General features: G+C 64.5%; 17 protein-coding genes. 9 read left to right on the top strand and 8 right to left on the bottom strand.

What is annotated here, in order from left to right; all coding sequences use genetic code 11:
• Nucleotides 1-50: 50 nt before the first annotated feature.
• Genes cpaB through I6F37_RS24950 form a run of 7 tightly spaced genes read left to right on the top strand, consistent with a single transcriptional unit; the run spans nucleotide 51 to nucleotide 7,824 of the window.
• A complete protein-coding gene (gene cpaB / locus I6F37_RS24980) occupies nucleotides 51-848 on the top strand; it encodes a Flp pilus assembly protein CpaB (RefSeq protein WP_035998075.1) in 798 nt (265 codons plus the stop codon).
• Complete coding sequence (locus I6F37_RS24975; RefSeq protein ID WP_225152995.1) at nucleotides 845-2,335, top strand: type II and III secretion system protein family protein; 1,491 nt, start codon at nucleotides 845-847, stop codon at nucleotides 2,333-2,335. The genes cpaB and I6F37_RS24975 overlap by 4 nt, the downstream gene beginning before the upstream one ends.
• Nucleotides 2,336-2,355: 20 nt before the next feature.
• The gene (locus tag I6F37_RS24970; protein ID WP_225139315.1) at nucleotides 2,356-3,090 is read left to right on the top strand and encodes a CpaD family pilus assembly protein; all 735 of its coding nucleotides are present in this window, start codon (nucleotides 2,356-2,358) and stop codon (nucleotides 3,088-3,090) included.
• On the top strand, nucleotides 3,087-4,355 hold the full coding sequence (locus I6F37_RS24965) for an AAA family ATPase (RefSeq protein ID WP_035998070.1): 1,269 nt from the start codon (nucleotides 3,087-3,089) through the stop codon (nucleotides 4,353-4,355). The genes I6F37_RS24970 and I6F37_RS24965 overlap by 4 nt, the downstream gene beginning before the upstream one ends.
• A 21-nt stretch (nucleotides 4,356-4,376) precedes the next feature.
• Nucleotides 4,377-5,846 (top strand): CpaF family protein, encoded by a 1,470-nt coding sequence (locus I6F37_RS24960; RefSeq protein ID WP_035998067.1) that lies wholly within the window; start codon nucleotides 4,377-4,379, stop codon nucleotides 5,844-5,846.
• A 16-nt stretch (nucleotides 5,847-5,862) separates the two neighbouring features.
• Nucleotides 5,863-6,840, top strand: coding sequence for a type II secretion system F family protein (locus tag I6F37_RS24955; RefSeq protein ID WP_057028159.1), 978 nt, complete (start codon nucleotides 5,863-5,865; stop codon nucleotides 6,838-6,840).
• A gap of 9 nt (nucleotides 6,841-6,849) precedes the next feature.
• Nucleotides 6,850-7,824: a type II secretion system F family protein gene (locus tag I6F37_RS24950; protein ID WP_035998055.1), complete on the top strand. Its 975-nt coding sequence runs from the start codon at nucleotides 6,850-6,852 to the stop codon at nucleotides 7,822-7,824.
• Nucleotides 7,825-7,872: 48 nt separating this feature from the next.
• Here I6F37_RS24950 and I6F37_RS24945 read toward each other — a convergent pair whose 3' ends face one another.
• The 3 genes from I6F37_RS24945 to I6F37_RS24935 form a co-directional block, all read right to left on the bottom strand.
• Nucleotides 7,873-8,700 carry a tetratricopeptide repeat protein gene (locus I6F37_RS24945; protein WP_035998052.1) on the bottom strand — a complete coding sequence of 276 codons (828 nt, stop codon included), beginning with the start codon at nucleotides 8,698-8,700 and terminating at the stop codon, nucleotides 7,873-7,875.
• 96 nt (nucleotides 8,701-8,796) lie between these two features.
• On the bottom strand, nucleotides 8,797-10,182 hold the full coding sequence (locus I6F37_RS24940; RefSeq protein ID WP_225152993.1) for a metallophosphoesterase: 1,386 nt from the start codon (nucleotides 10,180-10,182) through the stop codon (nucleotides 8,797-8,799).
• 245 nt (nucleotides 10,183-10,427) lie between these two features.
• Entirely contained in the window at nucleotides 10,428-10,694 is a 267-nt protein-coding gene (locus tag I6F37_RS24935) for a hypothetical protein (RefSeq protein ID WP_146207666.1), read from the bottom strand.
• A gap of 59 nt (nucleotides 10,695-10,753) precedes the next feature.
• On the opposite strand from I6F37_RS24935, the gene I6F37_RS24930 reads away from it, so the two are divergent.
• Both I6F37_RS24930 and I6F37_RS24925 read left to right on the top strand, forming a co-directional pair.
• Nucleotides 10,754-12,127 carry a M17 family metallopeptidase gene (locus I6F37_RS24930; RefSeq protein ID WP_035998047.1) on the top strand — a complete coding sequence of 458 codons (1,374 nt, stop codon included), beginning with the start codon at nucleotides 10,754-10,756 and terminating at the stop codon, nucleotides 12,125-12,127.
• Nucleotides 12,120-12,974 carry an NlpC/P60 family protein gene (locus I6F37_RS24925; protein WP_035998042.1) on the top strand — a complete coding sequence of 285 codons (855 nt, stop codon included), beginning with the start codon at nucleotides 12,120-12,122 and terminating at the stop codon, nucleotides 12,972-12,974. The genes I6F37_RS24930 and I6F37_RS24925 overlap by 8 nt, the downstream gene beginning before the upstream one ends.
• A gap of 7 nt (nucleotides 12,975-12,981) precedes the next feature.
• Here I6F37_RS24925 and I6F37_RS24920 read toward each other — a convergent pair whose 3' ends face one another.
• The 5 genes from I6F37_RS24920 to I6F37_RS24900 are packed head-to-tail and all read right to left on the bottom strand — an operon-like array spanning nucleotide 12,982 to nucleotide 20,728.
• The gene (locus I6F37_RS24920) at nucleotides 12,982-14,619 is read right to left on the bottom strand and encodes an ABC transporter ATP-binding protein (RefSeq protein WP_035998038.1); all 1,638 of its coding nucleotides are present in this window, start codon (nucleotides 14,617-14,619) and stop codon (nucleotides 12,982-12,984) included.
• 4 nt (nucleotides 14,620-14,623) lie between these two features.
• The gene (locus I6F37_RS24915) at nucleotides 14,624-15,802 is read right to left on the bottom strand and encodes an ABC transporter permease (protein ID WP_035998035.1); all 1,179 of its coding nucleotides are present in this window, start codon (nucleotides 15,800-15,802) and stop codon (nucleotides 14,624-14,626) included.
• Nucleotides 15,802-16,911 (bottom strand): microcin C ABC transporter permease YejB, encoded by a 1,110-nt coding sequence (locus tag I6F37_RS24910; protein ID WP_035998032.1) that lies wholly within the window; start codon nucleotides 16,909-16,911, stop codon nucleotides 15,802-15,804. The genes I6F37_RS24915 and I6F37_RS24910 overlap by 1 nt, the downstream gene beginning before the upstream one ends.
• A gap of 2 nt (nucleotides 16,912-16,913) precedes the next feature.
• Nucleotides 16,914-18,800 carry an extracellular solute-binding protein gene (locus tag I6F37_RS24905; RefSeq protein ID WP_035998058.1) on the bottom strand — a complete coding sequence of 629 codons (1,887 nt, stop codon included), beginning with the start codon at nucleotides 18,798-18,800 and terminating at the stop codon, nucleotides 16,914-16,916.
• Nucleotides 18,801-18,814: 14 nt separating this feature from the next.
• Nucleotides 18,815-20,728 carry an extracellular solute-binding protein gene (locus I6F37_RS24900; RefSeq protein WP_035998029.1) on the bottom strand — a complete coding sequence of 638 codons (1,914 nt, stop codon included), beginning with the start codon at nucleotides 20,726-20,728 and terminating at the stop codon, nucleotides 18,815-18,817.
• Nucleotides 20,729-20,855: the final 127 nt, after the last annotated feature.

The following is a 20,855-nucleotide window of genomic DNA, read 5'->3' as shown; positions in this document are numbered from 1 at the left end:
CGATCACGGCGGCGGCAGCGTCGCGGCGTATTGTTGGAAAGTTGAAGCGTATGAATAGGGCACGCATTGTCGTCCTGACGGTCGCCATCTGCGCCGGCGGCGTCGCCGCGTACCTGGCGAGCGGCTCCGACAATTCTGCGCCGCCTCCGGTTCCGGTCGCACAGCTGCCGACCGTCGACGTCCTCGTGGCCAAGAACGACATCGGCCTCGGCCAGACCGTGAAGCCCGAAGACGTGCAATGGCAGACCTGGCCGACCGCGACCGCCAGCGCCACCTTCATCCGACGCAACGAGCGCCCCGACGGTGCGACCCAGGTGACCGGCTCGATCGCGCGCGCGCCTTTCATCCAGGGTGAGCCGATCCGCGACCAGAAGCTGGTCAAGGCCGAAGGTTCCGGCTTCATGGCGGCAATCCTGCCCACCGGCATGCGGGCGATCTCGACCGAGATCTCGCCGGAGACCGGCGCGGGCGGCTTCATCCTGCCCAACGACCGCGTCGACGTCCTGCTCACCCGCCGGCTCAAGAACCCGGATCAGAGCAGCGGCGCTCCCGACATCGTCACCTCCGAGATCATCCTGGCCAATATCCGGGTCCTGGCCATCGACCAGGCACCCAAGGAGAAGGACGGGCAGAACGCGGTGATCGGCAAGACCGTCACCCTCGAGCTCAATCCCGCGCAGACCGCAACGCTCTCCGCGGCGCGTCAGAGCGGCACGCTGTCGCTGGCGCTGCGCAGCATCGTCGACGTCAAGATGAGCGAGATCACGCTCGATGACTCCGCGCAGAAGCGCGACGGTGTCTCGATCATTCGCTACGGCATTCCAAGTCAGGCGGCTAAGGCACGATGAAGACAGTCGACATCAAATACAGGGCAGATTCGGCGACGATGCGGACCTCACTGGTCCGCGCCCTGTCGTTTTCGGCCGCCCTCGCGCTGGCGCTCAGCCCGACGATCGCCCCGGCGGTCGCCGCCGATTACCGCCCTGTGCCGCAGGCCGCGGCGGACGGCCAGATCAACGCGCGTTTCCTCTCGCTCGGCATCGGCAAGTCGGTCGTGATCGACCTGCCGCGCGACATCAAGGACGTGCTGGTCGCCGATCCCAAGATCGCCAATGCGGTGGTCCGCTCCGCACAGCGCGCCTATATCATCGGCGCCGCGGTCGGCCAGACCAATATCGTGTTCTTCGATTCCGCCGGGCAGCAGATCGCGGCCTACGACATCGCGGTGAAGCGCGACCTCAACGGCGTGCGGGCCGCACTGAAGCAGGTTCTGCCCAATTCGGACATCCAGATCGACGGCCTGGGCGACGGTATCGTCCTGTCCGGCACGGCCGCCAACCCTATGGAGGCGCAACAGGCCAACGAGCTCGCTGCGCGCCTGGCCGGCGGCGTCGACAAGGTGGTGAACTCGATCGTGGTGCGCGGCCGCGACCAAGTCATGCTCAAGGTGACCGTTGCCGAAGTCGCGCGTACGATCGTCAAGCAGCTCGGTATCGACCTCACCGCCAACCTCAACTACGGCACATCGGTGGTGAGCTTCAGCAACTCCAACCCGTTCACGGCCCTCGGCCGTAATCTGGTGGATGGCAACAATCTCACTGCGAGTTTCGGCGCGACGCCTTCGGTGCAGGCGACCCTGCGTGCGATGGAGAGCGCGGGCGTGATCAGGACGCTGGCCGAGCCGAACCTGACCGCGATCTCCGGAGAGTCCGCCACCTTTCTCGCCGGCGGCGAATTTCCGGTGCCTGCAGGTTATTCGTGCGATCCCGTCACGCGCGTCTGTACCACTCAGATCAGCTTCAAGAAGTTCGGCATCTCACTCAACTTTACGCCTGTGGTCCTGAGCGAAGGCAAGATCAGCTTGCGGGTGATGACCGAGGTCTCCGAACTGTCAAATGAGAATGCGATCACGCTGTCGCAGGCGGTGACCTCGAACACGGTCAACTCGCTGACGGTCCCCTCAATCAAGACACGCCGCGCAGAGACTTCGCTGGAAATTCCGTCCGGCGGCGCGATGGCGATGGCCGGCCTGATCCAGCAGCAGACCAAGCAAGCTGTCAACGGAATGCCGGGGCTGATGCAGCTCCCGATCCTCGGCACGCTGTTCCGCAGCCGCGACTTCGTCAACAATGCAACCGAGTTGGTCGTGATCGTGACGCCCTATGTGGTCCGCGCGGTGGCGCCGAAGGACCTGTCGCGGCCGGATGACGGCTTCGCCCCGCCTGCGGATCCGCAGGCGCAGCTGATCGGCAATATCAACCGGATCTACGGCGTGCCGGGCCGGACCGAACCGGCCAAGAACTACCGCGGCACCTACGGCTTCATTACCGACTGAGGCGGAACGGGGATTTCACGATGATCACGAGACCACCCCAGCTTCGCAAGCGCGCCATCAGCCTCGGTGGCGCGCTCATCGGCCTCGCGCTCGCGGTCGGGGGCTGCCAGCACGACGACGTCCTCACGGCGTCCATTCCCGACGACTACAAGCAGCGCCATCCGATCGCGGTCGAGGAGCAGAATCGCTCGATCGTCGTCTTCGTGGGTCATGCCCGCGGCGGATTAACCGCGGCCCAACGCGCTGACGTGATGGGCGTGGCATCGGCGTGGTTGCAAGAAGGCACCGGCGCGATTCGCATCGACGTGCCTTCCAATACGCCCAATGCTCGCCCGGTCGCCGATACGATGCGTGAGATCCAGGCGATGCTGGCGGCGGCAGGCGTTCCGCCGCGCGGCGTCAGCCTTCACCCCTACCAGCCGCAAGACAAGCGCTTCCTCCCCCCGATCCGGCTCACCTATTCCAGGATTGCCGCAGTCGCCGGTCCCTGCGGCCTGTGGCCGGAAGACATCGGACCCTCGATGAAGAACAAGCGCTGGTTCGAGAACAAGGACTATTACAACTACGGCTGCGCTTATCAGCGCAACCTCGCGGCCATGGTCGACAATCCGTCGGATCTTGAGCAGCCGCGGCCCGAAACTCCGTCATACACGCCGCGGCGCATCACCGGGTTCGAGAAGTATCGCAAGGGAACGACGACGGCGACCACCTATCCCGAGGCCGACAGGGCCAAACTCAGCGACACCGGCAAATGATCAGTTACGCGCGCCAGACACACGAAGAGCAGCCGGCAGCAGCTCCTCCGCCGGTCGAGGAGCATATTGCGCCCGCGCCGCGCGTCTCGGTTCAGGCCTTCTGCGAAACCGTGGAGACGGCCGCCGCGGTGCAGTCGGCCGGCGAGGATCGCCGTCTCGGCAAGGCTCATCTGAAGATCCAGATGGGCGGCATGGCGGCCGCGATCGAAGCCTACCGCTCGGCTCCCACGCCGAACGTGATCGTGCTCGAGAGCGACGGTCGCAACGACCTGCTGGGCGGACTCGACCAGCTCGCCACTGTCTGCGATGCCGGCACCCGCGTGGTGGTGATCGGCCGCATCAACGACGTCACGCTCTATCGCGAGCTGGTGCGCCGCGGCGTCAGCGATTACGTGCTCGCGCCGGTCGGCGCGATCGACGTCGTACGCTCGATCTGCAACCTGTTCTCGGCCCCCGAAGCCAAGGCAGTCGGCCGCATCATCGCCGTGGTCGGAGCCAAGGGTGGCGTCGGGGCTTCGACAATCTCGCACAACGTCGCGTGGGCGATCGCGCGAGACCTCGCGATGGACGCCGTCGTCGCCGATCTCGACCTCGCCTTCGGCACGGCCGGGCTCGACTACAACCAGGATCCGCCGCAGGGTATCGCCGACGCCGTGTTCTCGCCTGACCGCGTCGACACCGCGTTCATCGACCGCCTGCTGTCAAAATGCACCGACCATCTCAGCCTGCTGGCGGCGCCTGCGACGCTCGACCGGGTCTATGATTTCGGCACTGACGCTTTCGATGCCGTATTCGACACGCTGCGCTCCACCATGCCCTGCATCGTGCTCGACGTTCCGCATCAATGGTCGGGCTGGACCAAGCGCGCCTTGATCGGGGCGGACGACATCCTGATCGTGGCCGCGCCAGACCTCGCCAATCTGCGCAATACCAAGAACCTGTTCGATCTGTTGAAGGCCGCGCGCCCCAACGACCGGCCGCCGCTCTACTGCCTGAACCAGGTCGGCGTGCCGAAACGGCCCGAGATCGCCGCCGCGGAGTTCGCCAAGGCAATCGAGAGCCAGCCGGTCGTCTCGATCCCGTTCGAACCGCAGATCTTCGGCTCGGCGGCCAACAACGGCCAGATGATCGCGGAGATCTCCGCCAACCACAAGTCGATCGAGATGTTCCTGCAGATCGCCCAGCGCCTGACCGGCCGCAGCGAGACCAAGAAGCAAAAGTCGTCCCTGCTTTCACCTCTGATTGAGAAGTTGCGGGGAAGATAAGCCGCCGCATGGAGTTGTTAAGTGTTCGGTAAGCGTAGCGGAACAGACACCGACCTTCGGGCACCCAAGCCCGGCGCCGTGTCGCTCGAGCCTGCCCCGGCTCAGGCGCCGACGGTTTCGCGCGCTCCGCCTCCGCCGGCCGTCGCCTCGCCGCCGCTTGCGCCCGCCAAGGCTCCGCCGCCTCCGGCCATGGAGAGCCGGCGTTCGGACAATTATTACGAGGTCAAGGCGACCATCTTCGGCGCGCTGATCGAGGCCATCGACCTCGCCCAGCTCGCCAAGCTCGATTCGGAGTCCGCGCGCGAGGAAATCCGCGACATCGTCAACGAGATCATCGCGATCAAGAACATCGTGATGTCGATCGCCGAGCAGGAGGAGCTGCTCGACGACATCTGCAACGACGTCCTCGGTTACGGCCCGCTCGAGCCGCTATTGTCGCGCGACGACATCGCCGACATCATGGTCAATGGCGCCAACACCGTCTACATTGAGGTCGGCGGCAAGATCCAGCGTACCGGCATCCGCTTCCGCGACAACCAGCAGCTTCTCAACATCTGCCAGCGCATCGTCAGCCAGGTCGGCCGGCGCGTCGACGAATCCTCGCCGATCTGCGACGCGCGCCTCGCCGACGGCTCCCGTGTCAACGCCATCGTGCCGCCGCTGTCGATCGACGGCCCCGCGCTCACCATCCGCAAATTCAAGAAAGACAAGCTGACGCTGGATCAGCTTGTTAAGTTCGGCGCGATCACGCCGGAAGGCGCCGAGATCCTTCAGATCATCGGCCGCGTCCGCTGCAACGTGCTGATCTCCGGCGGTACCGGCTCGGGCAAGACGACCCTGCTCAACTGCCTCACCAACTACATCGAGCACGACGAGCGCGTCATCACTTGCGAGGACGCCGCCGAGCTCCAGCTGCAGCAGCCTCACGTGGTGCGGCTGGAAACCCGTCCGCCCAACATCGAGGGCGAGGGCCAGGTCACGATGCGCGAATTGGTGCGCAACTGCCTGCGTATGCGTCCCGAACGCATCATCGTCGGCGAGGTCCGCGGACCGGAAGCCTTCGACCTGCTGCAGGCCATGAACACCGGCCATGACGGCTCGATGGGCACGCTGCACGCCAACAACCCGCGCGAGGCGCTGTCGCGCTGCGAATCCATGATCACGATGGGCGGCTTTTCCCTTCCGTCGCGAACAATTCGCGAGATGATCTGCGCCTCGATCGATGTCATCATTCAGGCCGCGCGCCTGCGCGACGGCTCCCGCCGCATCACCCACATCACCGAGGTGATGGGCATGGAAGGCGACACCATCATCACCCAGGACATCTTCCTCTACGACATGGTCGGCGAGGACGCCAACGGCAAGATCATCGGCCGGCACCGCTCAACCGGCATCGGCCGTCCGAAGTTCTGGGAACGCGCCCGTTATTACGGCGAGGAGAAGCGCCTCGCCGCGGCGCTCGACGCGGCGGAAGTCGCGCCGAAGACGTGAGCAGATTGGCAGCGCCATGAACATGCAGGTCCTCGCCCTCGCCTTCCTCGCCACCGCAGCAGTTGGTGGCATCGCCTGGGTATTCCTCTATCCGGTGCTGTCTGGGGAGCGAAAGGCGGAAAGCCGCCGTGCCTCGGTCGCGCGCGCCGAAGCGCCCACGGCCCGGCAGGCCGAGAAAACCCAGCGCTCTCGCCGCGAGCAGGTCGAGTCCACGCTGAAGGACCTCGAGGCGCGGCGCGCCCAGGAGAAGAGCGCTCCGCTCAGCGTCCGCCTGTCGCAGGCCGGGCTCGACTGGACGCCGCAGAAGTTCTGGACCGTGTCCGCCGTGGTGGCCGGCGTTTTTTTCGCGGCCGCTATGTTCGCGGGCGGGGGCCTGATCGGCGCCGCCGGTCTTGCCTTTGCCGGCGGCTTCGGCCTGCCGCGCTGGGCACTCGGCTTCCTCAAGAAGCGTCGCGAAACCAAGTTCCTGGCTGCACTGCCCGACGCGGTCGACGTGATCGTCCGCGGCATCAAGGCAGGCCTGCCCTTGTTCGAATCGATCAAGGTCGTAGCCGCCGATTCGCCCGAGCCGCTGCGCAGCGAGTTTCTGGCCATCATCGAGACGCAGGCGATCGGCATGCCGCTGGGCGAGGCCTGCGCGCGGCTTTACGAGCGCATGCCACTGCCGGAAGCCAATTTCTTCGGAATCGTGGTGTCGATCCAGCAGAAATCGGGCGGCAACCTCTCCGAAGCGCTCGGTAACCTCTCCAAGGTGCTGCGCGACCGCAAGAAGATGAAGGAAAAGATCCAGGCGATGTCGATGGAAGCCAAGGCCTCGGCCGGCATCATCGGCTCGCTGCCGCCGATCGTGATGTTCCTGGTCTATCTCACGACGCCGCAATACATCTCGGTGCTTTGGACTCATCCCACCGGCCAGCTGATGCTGGTCGGCTGCGTCGTCTGGATGTCGATCGGCATCCTGGTGATGAAGAAGATGATCAACTTCGATTTCTGACGGTGTCGCATGGTCGAATTCCTCGTCTCGAAACTGCACGACGTCCGTTTCATGACCATGCTGCTCGCGGCCATCGCCGCGAGCGCCACCGTCTATACGCTGGTGATGCCGTTGTTCGCCGGCGAGGGCCTCTCCAAGCGCATGAAGGCGGTGGCGAGCGAGCGTGAACGCATCCGGCAGCGCGAGCGTGAGCGTCTCAACAAGAGCGAGAAGGTTTCGCTGCGCCAGACGCCGAAGCAACTCGTCTCCAAGGTGGTCGAGGACTTCAACCTGACCAAATGGCTCGCGCAGGAGGCTGCGCGGGACAAGCTCATCATGGCGGGTTACCGCGGCCAGGCGCCCTACATCACCTTCCTGTTTGCCCGCATGGTCGCCCCGATCGTGTTCTTGATCGGCTCGGCCCTCTACGTGTTCGTGATCGGAAACATGCAACAGTCGATGCCGATCAAGATCGGCATCTGTATCGGCGCCGCCTATCTCGGCCTCCAGGCGCCGATGCTGTTCCTCAGGAATGCGATCTCCAAGCGCCAGCTCTCGATCAAGCGTGCGTTTCCCGACGCGCTCGATTTGCTCCTGATCTGCATCGAATCGGGCATGTCGGTCGAGATGGCATTCCGGAAAGTTGCGACCGAAATCGTGGGCCAGTCGATTGCGCTGTCGGAGGAGTTCACCCTGACCACGGCCGAGCTGTCCTACCTGCAGGATCGCAAGGTCGCCTATGAGAACCTGGCACGGCGCACCGGGCTCGAGGGCGTCAAGTCGGTGTGTCTGGCGCTGCAACAGGCGGAACGATACGGCACTCCGCTCGGCCATTCCCTGCGCGTCATGGCGCAGGAAAATCGCGACATGCGCATGAACGAGGCCGAGAAGAAGGCGGCCGCGCTGCCGCCGAAGCTCACGGTGCCGATGATCCTGTTTTTCCTGCCTGTGCTGTTCGTGGTCATTCTCGGACCCACCGCCATCAAGGTCACCGAGATGCAATGAGCCGGGCTGGACCGTACGGTCCGCCACCAAGGCCAGGAAGTCAGATGATCAGCCGGGCTGGCTCAGCGAAGCGACCGGCGTCCGCTTCGGCGCGCCGCGCGGGGCCTCGCTACGGCTCAGCATCTCCTTGAGATAGGCGACATTGGCCGCAGCTTGGTCCGGCGGCAGGTCCGCCTTGACGATGGTCTCCGCCTCCGCGAAGCGGCCCTGCAGGCCGACGACCAGGCCGAGGTTCTGCCGGACCCGGGCGCTGGCACGCGGCGAGGCATGCGCCTGCCGCAGCGCCTCTTCCGCCTTCGGCAGCTCTTTCGATAGCATGTAGGACAGGCCGAGGTTGGAGAGCACGCCGGGATCACCCGGTGCGATCTTGAGCGCGCTCGCGTAATAGGATCGCGCCTCCTCATGACGGCCCATCTGGTCGAGCGCGGTGCCCTGCACCGAGAGCAGGCGCCAGTCCGGATTGTCGGGCGAATGCGCCTTCGACAGCACGTCGAAGGCCTGCTGGAAATTGCCGTTGTCGGCGAGTGCGCGGCCGTACTGGGCAAGCAGCGCCTTGTTGCCGGGGTTGGCGATCGTCGCCTGCTCGAGCACGGCGGCGGCCTGGGCGCGCTGGCCGTTGGCACGCAAGGCCTGTCCATAGGCGAGCGCGGCGTCGGCATCTTTGGGATTGGCGCGGTAGCGCTCGCCATAGGCTTCGACCGCACGCGCCGGATCGGTGGGCGCGCGATCGGCGGAGGCCGCGTCCGCCCGGGGGCCGACCGAGCCCGTCACCTCCGAGAGCTTCGACATCGCCGTGCAGCCGCCGAGGCACATCGCCACTGTCGCGACCAGCGACGTCGAAGCAAGTAGCCGGGTAAGCCTGATCCGTTGATGCATGACGCTTTGACTCTCGAGCTGCTCGATCGAGCCGAACGTGTCAGCAGTAGAATGTTAACCCTAACGGCCGGTTAACAGCGCTTAGACGCGCTTCTCTCACGCCGGCGATGGTTGCGGCGGCGCTTTGCCGCCGAGGCCGAGATCGGGGCCGAGCGCCTGCACCTGCTGATCCAGCTCCAGCAGCAGTTGCAGCCTCTGCCGCCCCCGCCGCTGAACGTCGACACCTTCAGAAGGCAGCCGCGGCACCTGACGCAGGAAGTCGTTACAATTGATCAGGCCTCTCCCGTAGAGCTCATCGAGCTGAGCGCGATCGATGCCGAGCACGTCAGCGGATTGCTCGATCAATCGGCCGAGCAACGTTTTCACCGCGGCGAGCGCGTCGCTGTCGAATCCCGGCCGGGATCTCGCGGCCTTACGCTCGAGCTCCGCCCAGGCATGGGCCGAGACCATGTAGGTGTAGAGCGCTATCGCCCAGTTCGGCTCCGCCTCATCGTAAAAGCTGCCACGCATGAACAGCCGGCGGACGATCGCCGCGACCTGGTCGCGTTTCAGTGTGCGGGACGAGGCCGCCTCGATCGCCGACTGGACGGCCGGATCGCGCGAAAAATCGCGCCCCGCCGGCAGCCTGATGACGCCGCCCGGCAGGTTGGAATCGAGCGGCCTGAAGGCCGCATCGTTGCGGAGCCTCGTATAGCGGGTGATCGCGAAGCGGTGCTCGTTGCGGCCGGTATGGGACGCGGGGCCGAAATAGACGAGGTTGAAACCGGCATCGTCGCCGGCTTGCCCGGTCGAGGACGGACAGGAGAGCACGTAGATCGTGCGCCAGAACGCCTCACCGCTCTCGCTCGACGTCGCACGCGGATCGGGGATGGAATAGCGGGTCAGCCCCTCGACATGGCGATGACCGTGCAGAACCAGATCGACGTTGAGCGAGGTGGCGGCCTCGAGGAAGGTCGCGGGTGCGGCGAGATACATCAGCGGCTCGTCCGGCATGCCTAGAAAGCGCTTTCCTTCGCCGGTGGCCTGCGGCAGTGGGTGATGGTGCAGGGCCAGCACACGAACCAGATTTTCCGCCGGCTCGGCGTAGTCGGCGCGCCCGGCCGAACCGATGCTTCCCGCGACCTCGGCGCTCAGCCGGGCGGAATCGGCGACCATCGCCTTATAAGCGCTCTCGTCGATCTTGCCGCTCGCGAGCGCCTTCGAGTTGGCGCGATTGGAATCGAGCAGCACCAGGTCGAGGCCTGCCTGACGGTAATAGACATTCTTCGCCGTCCGCGGCAGGTGCAGGTAATCGTAGGCGTCGTGACGGCCCGCACGCTGGCTCGGCCGCTTGACGTCGTGATTGCCTGCCACGGCTTGGATGTCGGTGAATAGCCCCGTCTGCCGGAAGCATGCGATGACGGCGAGCGCCTCGTCGAGCGCGCGCGGCGTTGGGTCGTCCACCAGATCGCCCGTGATCAGCAGGATGCGAATCGGGAACATTCGCGGCAGCCGCCATCTTCTCGCAAATCGCGGCCCTGAGCGTCTCGATGGCCGGAAGCAGCCGGCCCGACCCGTCCAGATGCAGGTCGGAAATCTGCGCAACAACGAACGATCTATCCATTTTGCGCCGCTCATCTGCATATGCTGCGCCGCCCAAACAATGAGAAAAATGCTTCGACGAGCAGATTCAGCCGTATCGACCCAACCTGGGCAAGCACCATGCCGCCGCGTGTCTGCGTTCGGGTTCATGCAGAACAAGCGACACAATCTAAAATGTTCGTCGATAATGCCACAACCGAAGCGCTAGTAAAGCCCTGCGGCCGTGGCGTTGCGAACGGCAGCTCTCGGCGTGAGATACGAGATTTGTCCGCGGACGGTTTCGTCGCGCCCGGTCGATACTCGATGGCAAGCCGCTCGCGGATCTCGTCGAGCGCATCGAACCGCATGCCCACCTTGCGGCGAGTAGCGGCTCGCTGAACGGTGACGGCAAAGCCGATTGCAGCGGCGGCCAAACTCTGCGAAGTCTCGTCCGTTCGCATGACTCGCCTGAACTGACGATCCGGACCCGCCAATGCCTTCTGTCTTCGAGACGTCATCCACCGCCACCCCGATCACCTTCGTCACCAAATCGAGCTGGGATCAGGTCGCCGAAACGCTGCCGCCGGCGCAACGCCAGTTCGCGCGTGCCAGCGCCTTCGCCGCCAAGCCGGGCAGCTATCTGGCGCTGCCCGCGACCGACGGCACCATTGCGCAGGTGCTGTTCGGGCTCGAGGAAGAGGATGCAAGATCGCGCGACCTGTTTCGGCCCGGCGCCCTGCCCGGCCTCTTGCCGCCCGGCACCTATCGGTTTGCCAATGCACCGCACGATGCGCGGCTGGCCGCGCTCGCCTTCGCATTGGGTTGCTACCGCTTTGCCCGCTACCGCAAGGCAGATCGCCCCGAGATCCGGCTGGTGCCGCCTGACAGTGTCGACGCGGCCGAGATCGAGCGGATTGCCGATGCGGCAATGCTCGCGCGCGACCTCATCAACACGCCGTCCAACGACATGGGCCCGGATGAGCTCGCCGCAGCCGCGCAAGCGCTCGCCGCCGAGTTCGGCGCGAGCTTTTCCTGCACCGTCGGCGAGGAGCTGGCGAAGAACTTTCCGCTGATCCACGCCGTCGGCATGGCCTCCAGCCGCGCGCCACGGCTGATCGACATCGTCTGGGGCGATCCTGATCATCCCAAGGTGACGCTGGTCGGCAAGGGCGTCTGTTTCGACACCGGCGGGCTCGACCTGAAGCCGTCGAGCGGCATGCTGATCATGAAGAAGGACATGGGCGGCGCAGCCAACGTGCTGGCGCTGGCGCGCATGGTGATGGATGCGAAGCTGAAGGTGCGGCTGCGCGTGCTGATTCCGGCGGTGGAGAACGCCGTCGCCGGCAATGCCTTCCGTCCGCTCGATATCTTCACCTCGCGCAAAGGGATCACCGTCGAGATCGGCAACACCGACGCCGAAGGCCGCCTCGTGCTCGCCGACGCGCTGGCGCTGGCCGATGAGGAGAAGCCCGATCTGCTGATCGACCTGGGCACGCTGACCGGCGCCGCCCGCGTCGCACTGGGGCCGGATCTGCCGCCCTTCTACACCCATGATGAGACGCTGGCTGCCGACCTCGCGCGCTGCGCGATGAGGGAGAACGATCCGTTGTGGCGCATGCCGCTGTGGCCGCCTTACGATGCCTGGCTGGACTCCAAGGCCGCCACCATCACCAATGCACCCTCGGGCGGTTTCGCCGGCTCGATCACCTGCGCGCTGTTCCTGCAACGCTTCGTCGAGCACGCCAAGAGCTGGCTCCACGTCGACATCTATGGCTGGACGCCGTCGGCGAAGCCGGCGCGGCCCGAGGGCGGCGAATGCCAGGCCGCACGCGCCATCTACGCACTGCTGAGCGAGCGCTATGCCTGATCCAGGACACGACCCGAGGCTGACGCCGGCGCGGGGCGACCTTGCCGCCAAATATCTCGAAGGCAAGGTCGAGGCGCAGCGCTTCGTCGAGGGTGACGAGTTCGAGGTCGTCGAGCCGATCGCGCCCATACGCGAGCAGCCGTCCTCGAACGCGACGTTGATGACCGAAGCGCTGCGCGGCGAACGCGTCACCATCTACGACCGCAACGGCGAGGGTTGGGCCTGGGGCCAGCTCAGTAGCGATGGCTATGTCGGCTGGCTCCCGGATGCGGCGCTCGCAAAACCGTCGGCTGCCGCAACGCACTTGGTCGGCGCACTGCGGACGTTTGCGTTCCCCGGCCCCTCGATCAAGCTGCCGCCGGCCGACACGCTCGTGATGGGATCGAAGCTTGCCGTGGCGCGCGAGGACGGCAGCTTCGCCGTGACGCACGACGGCAGATATCTGCCGAGAACGCATCTCATCCCGCTCGATCATCGCGAGCCGGATTTCGTCGCGGTGGCCGAGCGCTTCGTCGGCACGCCCTATCTCTGGGGCGGCAAGAGCAGCTTTGGCATCGATTGCTCCGGCCTCGTCCAGGTCTCGCTGACATCAGCCGGGATCGGCTGCCCGCGCGACAGCGACATGCAGCTCGCCGGTCTCGGCCGCACGCTGGAGCCGCATGAGCGGAGCAGCTTGCAGCGCGGCGATCTGATCTTCTGGAAAGGTCATGTCGCCATCGTGCGCGACGCCACCACCATGGTTCACGCCAATGCGCATCACATGGCAACGGTGATCGAGCCGATCGAGCCGGCGATCGCGCGGATCAAGGCGGCTGGCAGCGAGGTCGTCGCGATCAAGCGGCTCTGACGGAGCGCTACGTCGCCACCGCCCCGTTCCCGGCCGTCTCCAGCCGGAACGCGGCCGCGAACAGCGCTCGGGTATAATCCGTCTTCGGATTCCTGAACAGCTCGGCCGCCTGCCCCTCCTCGACGACCTTGCCGCCGCGCATCACGATGAGGTGGCTGGCGAGCGAGGCGACGACACGCAAATCGTGCGAAATGAACATGTAGGTGAGCTCGCGCTTGCGCTGGAGCTCGCGCAACAGATCGACCATCTGCGCCTGGAACAGCATGTCGAGCGCGCTGGTCGGCTCGTCCAGCACGACGAAATCAGGCTCCAGCACGATCGCGCGCGCGATCGAGATGCGCTGACGCTGGCCGCCGGAGAATTCGTGCGGATAGCGGAAGCGCGTCTCCGGATTGAGTCCGACATCCTCGAGTGCCTTGACGACGCGCGCCTCGCGTTCCTCGCGCGAGAGCGCCGGCTGATGCACGGACAGACCCTCGGCGATGACGTCGGCGACCGACATGCGCGGTGAGAGCGAGCCGAACGGATCCTGAAACACGATCTGCATGTCGCGCCGGAAGGGACGCATCTCCTTGAAGCGCAGGCCCTGGATGTCCTTGCCCAAAAACACGATGCGCCCGTTCGAGGAGATCAGGCGCAGCAGCGCCAACCCCAGCGTGGTCTTGCCCGAGCCGGATTCGCCGACCACGCCGAGCGTCTCGCCCTTGCGTACGGCGACGCTGACACCGTCGACCGCCTTGATGTGACCGACCGTCTTGCGCATCAGGCCGCGCTTGATCGGGAACCAGACTTTTAGGTCATTGGCCGACATCACCACCGGCGCATTCGGCTGCGGCGGCGCCGGATCGGGCTTGGGCTCCGCCGCGAGCAGGTCGCGTGTATAGGGATGTTTCGGGGTCTTGAAGACCTGCTCGACCGGACCCTGCTCGACGATCACGCCGCCCTTCATGACACAGACGATGTCGGCGATCCGGCGCACGATGCCGAGATCGTGGGTGATGAACAGCAGGCTCATGCCGAGCCGCGCGCGGATCTCGGCGAGCAGCGCCAGGATCTGCGCCTGCACCGTGACGTCGAGCGCCGTGGTCGGCTCGTCCGCGATCAGAAGATCCGGCTCGTTGGCGAGCGCCATCGCGATCATCACGCGCTGGCGCTGGCCGCCGGAGAGCTGGTGCGGATAGCTGTTCAGCCGCGTCTCTGGATCGGGAATGCCGACCTGGGTCAAGAGCTCCAGCGTCCGCTTGCGGGCCTGCGCATTGCTGGTCGGATTGTGCAGCTGGATGATCTCGCCGATCTGCGCCTCGATCGTGTGCAGCGGATTGAGCGAGGTCATCGGCTCCTGGAAGATGATGGAGATGTCGCTGCCCCTGATCTCCCGCATCTGCTGCTCGGACTGGTCGATCAACTCCTGGCCCTTGAAGCGGATGCTGCCGGAGGGATGGGAGGCATTCGGATACGGCAGCAGCTTCAGGATCGAGAGTGCGCTGACCGACTTGCCGGAGCCGGACTCGCCGACCAGCGCGACGCATTCGCCGCGCTTGATCTGGAACGAGACCTTGTCGACCGCAAGCGTGGTGGCGCCGCCCTGGTGAAAGGCCACCGAGAGGTCGCGAACGGCGAGCAGGGGCTGGTTGATCGCATCCATGGCCTTACCTGAACGTCTTGCGCGGGTCGAAGGCGTCGCGCACGGCTTCACCGATGAAGATCAACAGCGAGAGCATGATCGCGACCGAGAAGAAGCCGGAGAAGCCGAGCCACGGTGCCTGCACATTGGCCTTGGCCTGCGAGAGCAATTCGCCGAGCGAGGGCGATCCCGGTGGCAGGCCGAAGCCGAGGAAATCGAGCGCCGTCAGCGTCATCACCGAGCTCGATACGATGAACGGCAGGAACGTCATGGTCGCGACCATCGCGTTCGGCAGCAGGTGGCGGAACATGATCAGAGGATTGGAGACGCCGAGCGCACGTGCCGCCTGGACGTATTCGAAATTGCGCCCGCGCAGGAATTCGGCCCGCACGAGGCCAACCAGCGAGACCCAGGAGAACAGCAGCAAGATGCCGAGTAGCACGAAGAAACCGGGCACCAGCACCGAGGACAGGATCAGGAGAAGATACAGCGATGGAATCGCGGTCCAGATCTCGATGAAACGCTGGAAGATCAGATCGACCCAACCGCCGAAATAGCCCTGCACCGCACCCGCCGCGATGCCGATGACCGACGAAACGATGGTGAGGCAAAGGCCGAACAGCACCGAGATGCGGAAGCCGTAGATCAGCCGCGCCACCACGTCGCGGCCCTGATCGTCGGTGCCGAGCCAGTTGTATTCGAGATCGCGGCAGCTCTTCAGTCCCTTCTTCTCCACCACCGGCTTGCACTGCTTCTCCGTCAGCATCCAGGTCGGCGGCGACGGCGCCGGCGTCGGCAGATCGAGATTGTGAGTGTCATAGGAGTAACGGATCAGCGGCCAGACGACGCTGCCGCCCTTGTCCTTGATCAGCTTCTGCAAGTACGGATCGCGGTAATCGGCCGCCGTCTCGAAATCGCCGCCGAACGTCGTCTCCGAATAGGTCACGAAGGCCGGCCAATAGAGACGGCCGTCGAACTTGATCAGGAAGGGCCGATCGTTCGCGATCAGCTCGGCGAACAGCGAGATCACGAACAGGCCGATGAAGATCCAGAAGGACCAGTAGCCGCGGTGGTTCGCCTTGAAGTTCTGCCACCGCCGCCGGTTAAGCGGCGATGGAGCGAACGGCTTGCCCGTGATCGGAACGGCATCGCCGAGCGGCGACTTCGCTGTGGTCTCGATCGGCGTCGGCGCGGTGATCGTCATCAGACCTCCCGCGCTTCGAAATCGATCCGGGGGTCGATCCACATATAGGTCAGGTCGGAGATCAGGTTGATCACGAGGCCGACCAGCGAGAAGATGTAGAGCGTGCCGAACACCACGGGATAATCGCGATTGAGCACGCTCTCGAAGCTGAGCAGTCCCAGCCCGTCCAGCGAGAAGATGGTCTCGATCAGCAGCGAGCCGGAAAAGAAGGCGTGGATGAAAGTGCCGGGGAAGCCGGCGATCACGATCAGCATCGCGTTGCGGAAGACGTGGCCATAGAGCACCCGGTTCTCGCTGCAGCCCTTGGCGCGGGCGGTCATGACGTATTGCTTGCGGATCTCATCCAGGAACGAGTTCTTGGTCAGGAACGTCATGGTGGTGAAGGCACCTAGCCCCATGGCGATCAGCGGCAACGTCAGATGCCAGAAATAATCGATGATCTTCCAATACCAGGGAAACTGCGACCAGCCGTCCGAGGTCAGTCCGCGCAGCGGGAACCAGTTGAAGAAGGAGCCGCCGGCAAACAGGATGATGAGGAGAATGGCGAACAGAAAACCGGGGATGGCATAGCCGAGCACGAGCACCGTCGAGGTCCAGGTGTCGAACCGCGCCCCGTCGTTCACGGCCTTGCGAATGCCGAGCGGGATCGAGATCAGGTAGGTCAGAAGTGTTAGCCAGAGGCCAAGCGAGATCGAGACCGGCAGCTTTTCCTTGATGAGCTGCAGAACGCTGACGTCGCGAAAATAGCTCTTGCCGAAATCGAAGCGGGCGAAGTTCCACACCATCAGCAGGAAGCGTTCCGGCGCGGGCTTGTCGAAGCCGAACTGCACTTCCAGCTTCTTGATGAAATCGGGGTCGAGGCCCTGCGCGCCGCGATATTTCGAGTTGACGGAATCGCCGCCCGCACCGACCTGCCCCGGCGCGCGCTGCGCAAAATCGCTGCCGCCCGATATGCGCGAGGTGCCGCCGGTGTCGGCGCCCGAGAGCTGCGCGATCACGCGTTCAACCGGGCCGCCGGGCGCGAATTGCACCACGACGAAGGACACGAAGAGGATCCCAAGCAGGGTCGGAATCATTAGCAGGAGGCGGCGGGCGATATAGGCGCTCATGGCTATTTTGCCTGCTCGAGCTTGGCCGCCTTGGCGGGCTCATACCACCAGATGTCGGGCGCGCCGACGCCGTTGGCATAGCGCGGCAGCTTCGGCGGATGTCCGAACTGATCCCAATAAGCCAGCCGGTGCGTCTTGTTGTACCATTGCGGCACCCAATACCGGCCGGCGCGGAACAGGCGATCGAAGGCGCGGCAGGCGACGGTCAGGTCTTCGCGGCTGTCGGCCGCCATGATCTTCTCGATCATGGCGTCGATCGCCGGACTGGCGACGCCAGCCAGATTGTACGAGCCCTTGGTGTTTGCGACCTGCGAGGAGAAGAACGCGCGCATGGCATCGCCTGGCGTCGCCGACATGCTGAAGCGCTGAATGGTCATGTCGAAATCGAAATCTTCCTGCCGGGCTTTGTGCTGTACGGCATCGACGAGGCGCACGCTCGCTTCGATGCCGAGCGTCGCGAGATTCTTGATGTAAGGCGCGTGGTGCGGCTGGAACGAGGGCTCATCCAGCAGGAACTCGATCTTGAACAATTCGCCGTTCGGCAGCACCCGCTTGCCGTCCTTGATGGGCACGCCGGCCTCGGTCAGCAATTGCTGCGCCTTGCGGAGCAGGCTGCGGTCCTGTCCGGAGCCGTCGGAGGCCGGCGGCGTGAACGGCGCCGCGAACACCTCGTCAGGAACCTGGCCGCGAAACGGCTCCAGCAGCTTCAGCTCTTCCGGCGAAGGCGGCGCATTGCCGGCCATCAGGTCCGAGTTCTGGAACGGCGACACCGTACGAGCGTAAGCGCCGTACATGATTGTCTTGTTGGTCCATTCGAAATCGAAAGCGTTGATCAGGGCCTCGCGCACGCGGGGGTCTTTGAATTTGTCGCGCCGCGCATTGATGAACCAGCCTTGCGCGCCGGAGGGCGTATCGTCGGGCACGACCTCCATCTTGACTCGGCCTTCCTTCACCGCGGGGAAGTCATAGCGCGTCGCCCAGATGCGCGAAGTGAACTCCTCGCGATAAAGATAGCTCTTGCCGGTAAAGCCCTCGAAGGCGACGTCGCGGTCGCGATAGAATTCATAGCGGACGACATCGAAATTATAGCTGCCGCGGCAGGGCGGCAGATCAGCGGCCCACCAGTCCTTCACGCGCTCGAACTCGATGTAGCGATTGACCTCGAACCTGCCGACCCTGTACGGGCCCGAGCCGAGCGGAATCTCCAGCGACGATTCATCGAACGGGCGGGAGGCGTAGTACGCCTTCGAGAAGATCGGCAGGCTGGCGACATAGAGCGGCACGTCGCGTGCACGCCCCTTGGCGAAGGTGACGACGAGCGTCGCATCGTCGAGGGCTTCGGCACTGACCATGTCGCGCATCTGCACGGTGATCAGCGGATGCCCCTTGGTCTTCAGAGTCGTCAGCGAATAGGCTGCATCGTGGGCAGTGAGCCTGGTCCCGTCGTGGAATTTCGCCTCGGGTCGCATCGCGAAGCGGTAGACCAGCTTGTCCGGCGATATCTGCACGGATTTGGCCGCCAACCCGTACATTGCGTCGGGCTCGTCAGCTGCGCGGATCATCAGCGGCGAGAACGTCATACCCATACCTTGTGCGCCGTCGCCTTTCAGGATGAAGGCGTTGAGCGAGTTGAAGGTCTGGTAGGACTGATTGTAGGCCCGCACCGACGGGATCAGCGAGAACGTGCCGCCTTTCGGCGCGTCGACATTGACGTAATCGAAATGACGGAAGTCGGCGGGATATTTGAGATCGCCGAATGCCGACATGCCGTGCGCCTCGGTCGCCGCTTCCGATGCTCGCGCGCTGCGCAGCAGCGGCGCGCCGACGGACGCCCCGAGGGCGCCGCCAACACCCAGGACCAGCACATGGCGGCGTGACATCTGCGTCATGCGGGGATTGTCCTTCACGATTTCTTTGCGATCCGTGCCGCCTTGTCTGCGTCGTACCACCAGATGAACGGGAAGCCGGACAGACCATACCTGGGCAATTCCGTCGGCCGGCCGAAGCGATCCCAGCGCGCGGTGCGCACCTTGTTGTAGGTCCATTGCGGCACGACGTAGTGATTCCACAGCAGCACGCGGTCGAGGGCCTTGGTGGCCGCGACGAGATCGTCGCGATCAGTGGCGTAGATCACCCGCTCGATCAGCTTGTCGATGGCCGGATTCTTGATGCCGGCGATGTTGCGCGACCCGGCGATGTCGGCCGATTTGGAGGACCAGAACTCGCGCTGCTCGTTGCCCGGCGATTGTGACTCGCCCCAGGAGTTCGTCACGATGTCGAAGTCCCACTCGCGCGTCCTGTTCTCATACTGGGTCGGATCGACCGTCCGAACGCTCACCGCAATGCCGAGCCGCTCCAGCGACGGCTTGTAGAACAGCGTAATTCGTTCGAAGCTGGGATCCGAGTTGAGCAATTCCAGCGAGAACTGCGCACCGGTCTTGACGTCGACCAGCTTGCGATCTCGCACCTCGTAGCCGGCTTCCTTGAACAGGCGCAGCGCCTCACGCAAATTGTCGCGCACCGCCTCCGGACTACCCCCGACCGGATTGGTGTAGGGCGTCGTGAAGACCTCGGGCGGTACCTGGGCGCGGACGGTCTCGAGAATTTCGAGCTCCTTACCCTGCGGCAATCCCGTTGCCATCAGCTCCTCGATGCCGTCGAAATAGCTGCTGATGCGCTTGTACTGACCGTAGAAGATCTGCTTGTTCATCTCCTCGAAGTCGAACGCGTAGTTGAGCGCACGACGCACGCGCGGATCGCTGAACTTGGCGCGGCGCAGGTTCGGCACGAAGGCCTGCATCACGCCCGAGCTGCGATTGACGAATTCCTCGAGGATCACCCGCTTTTCGGTCACGGCCGGGAAATCATAGGCGGTCGCCCAACTCTTCGCGCTGTTCTCGGTGCGCCAATCGACCTGGTCGGCCTTGAAGGCCTCGATCGCAACGGTGCCGTCGCGAAAATATTCGTAGCGCAGCTCATCGAAATTATTGCGGCCCACATTGATGGGAAGATCGCGGCCCCAATAGTCCTTGACGCGCTCCAGCGCGATCGAGCGTCCTGCGACGAATTCCTTGACCTTGTAAGGGCCCGAGCCGAGCGGCACTTCCAGCGTGGTGGTGGCGATATCGCGCTTGCGGCCCTGCGCGTCCGTCCCCTCCCACCAATGTTTCGGAAGGACGATCAGCTGTCCCACGATCAGCGGCAGCTCGCGGTTGCCGGGTGCGTCGAACACGAACTTCACGTCACGCTCGCCGACCTTCTCGGCCTTCACCACATGGCTGTAATAGGCCGAGTACATCGGATGGTTCTTCTTGAAGGAATCGAGCGAGAAGATCACGTCCTCCGGCGTAACAGGCTTGCCGTCATGCCATTTCGCCTGCGGGCGCAGGCGATAGGTGACGAAGGAAAAATCGTCGGGATGGCTGACCGCTTCGGCCAGCGCGCCGTATTCGGTCGAGACCTCGTCGAGCGACTGCGTCAGGAGCGATTCATAGATGAACGCGACGGCACCAGCGACCTGGCCCTTCACGCCCGAGACAACGATGTTGAAATTGTCGAACGTGCCGACGGCGATCTGGCGCGCGACACCGCCTTTGGGGGCGTCCGGATTGACGTAGTCGAAGCGCTTGAAGTCGGCGGGGTACTTGACCTTTCCGAACAGCGACAGCGCGTGGCGCCAAGGCAACCCGCCGGAAGGCAGCTCAGTTGCTGATTGCGCATGCGCCACGCCGACGGGAACGCCCGCGAGGGAGCCAAGGGCTGGAAGCGCTGCGGCTGCAGTGCCGGTGAGCAGGAGATCGCGTCGGGTAATGGCCAAATCAACATCCCTGTCTTGAAGGAGGCTACTCCTTTAAGTTCCCAATATAGGCGAGGTTTCGACCGAATATGTTGCTTTTTCCTCATCTTGGAAGCCCGGCCGGCCTATCGGATGCGGCCAAACGCCC

Origin of the sequence: Bradyrhizobium sp. NBAIM08 (assembly GCF_020193935.1) — a bacterium.
Taxonomy (GTDB): domain Bacteria; phylum Pseudomonadota; class Alphaproteobacteria; order Rhizobiales; family Xanthobacteraceae; genus Bradyrhizobium; species Bradyrhizobium yuanmingense.
This window is presented reverse-complemented; position numbering and strand designations above follow the sequence as displayed.

Bases quoted from the DNA above. Each gene is read 5' to 3' on its own strand.
- cpaB (WP_035998075.1), top strand. From the start codon at position 51: ATGAATAGGGCACGCATTGTCGTCCTGACGGTCGCCATCTGCGCCGGC.
- I6F37_RS24975 (WP_225152995.1), top strand. From the start codon at position 845: ATGAAGACAGTCGACATCAAATACAGGGCAGATTCGGCGACGATGCGG.
- I6F37_RS24970 (WP_225139315.1), top strand. From the start codon at position 2,356: ATGATCACGAGACCACCCCAGCTTCGCAAGCGCGCCATCAGCCTCGGT.
- I6F37_RS24965 (WP_035998070.1), top strand. From the start codon at position 3,087: ATGATCAGTTACGCGCGCCAGACACACGAAGAGCAGCCGGCAGCAGCT.
- I6F37_RS24955 (WP_057028159.1), top strand. From the start codon at position 5,863: ATGAACATGCAGGTCCTCGCCCTCGCCTTCCTCGCCACCGCAGCAGTT.
- I6F37_RS24950 (WP_035998055.1), top strand. From the start codon at position 6,850: ATGGTCGAATTCCTCGTCTCGAAACTGCACGACGTCCGTTTCATGACC.
- I6F37_RS24945 (WP_035998052.1), bottom strand. From the start codon at position 8,700: ATGCATCAACGGATCAGGCTTACCCGGCTACTTGCTTCGACGTCGCTG.
- I6F37_RS24940 (WP_225152993.1), bottom strand. From the start codon at position 10,182: ATGTTCCCGATTCGCATCCTGCTGATCACGGGCGATCTGGTGGACGAC.
- I6F37_RS24930 (WP_035998047.1), top strand. From the start codon at position 10,754: ATGCCTTCTGTCTTCGAGACGTCATCCACCGCCACCCCGATCACCTTC.
- I6F37_RS24925 (WP_035998042.1), top strand. From the start codon at position 12,120: ATGCCTGATCCAGGACACGACCCGAGGCTGACGCCGGCGCGGGGCGAC.
- I6F37_RS24920 (WP_035998038.1), bottom strand. From the start codon at position 14,619: ATGGATGCGATCAACCAGCCCCTGCTCGCCGTTCGCGACCTCTCGGTG.
- I6F37_RS24915 (WP_035998035.1), bottom strand. From the start codon at position 15,802: ATGACGATCACCGCGCCGACGCCGATCGAGACCACAGCGAAGTCGCCG.
- I6F37_RS24910 (WP_035998032.1), bottom strand. From the start codon at position 16,911: ATGAGCGCCTATATCGCCCGCCGCCTCCTGCTAATGATTCCGACCCTG.
- I6F37_RS24905 (WP_035998058.1), bottom strand. From the start codon at position 18,800: ATGACGCAGATGTCACGCCGCCATGTGCTGGTCCTGGGTGTTGGCGGC.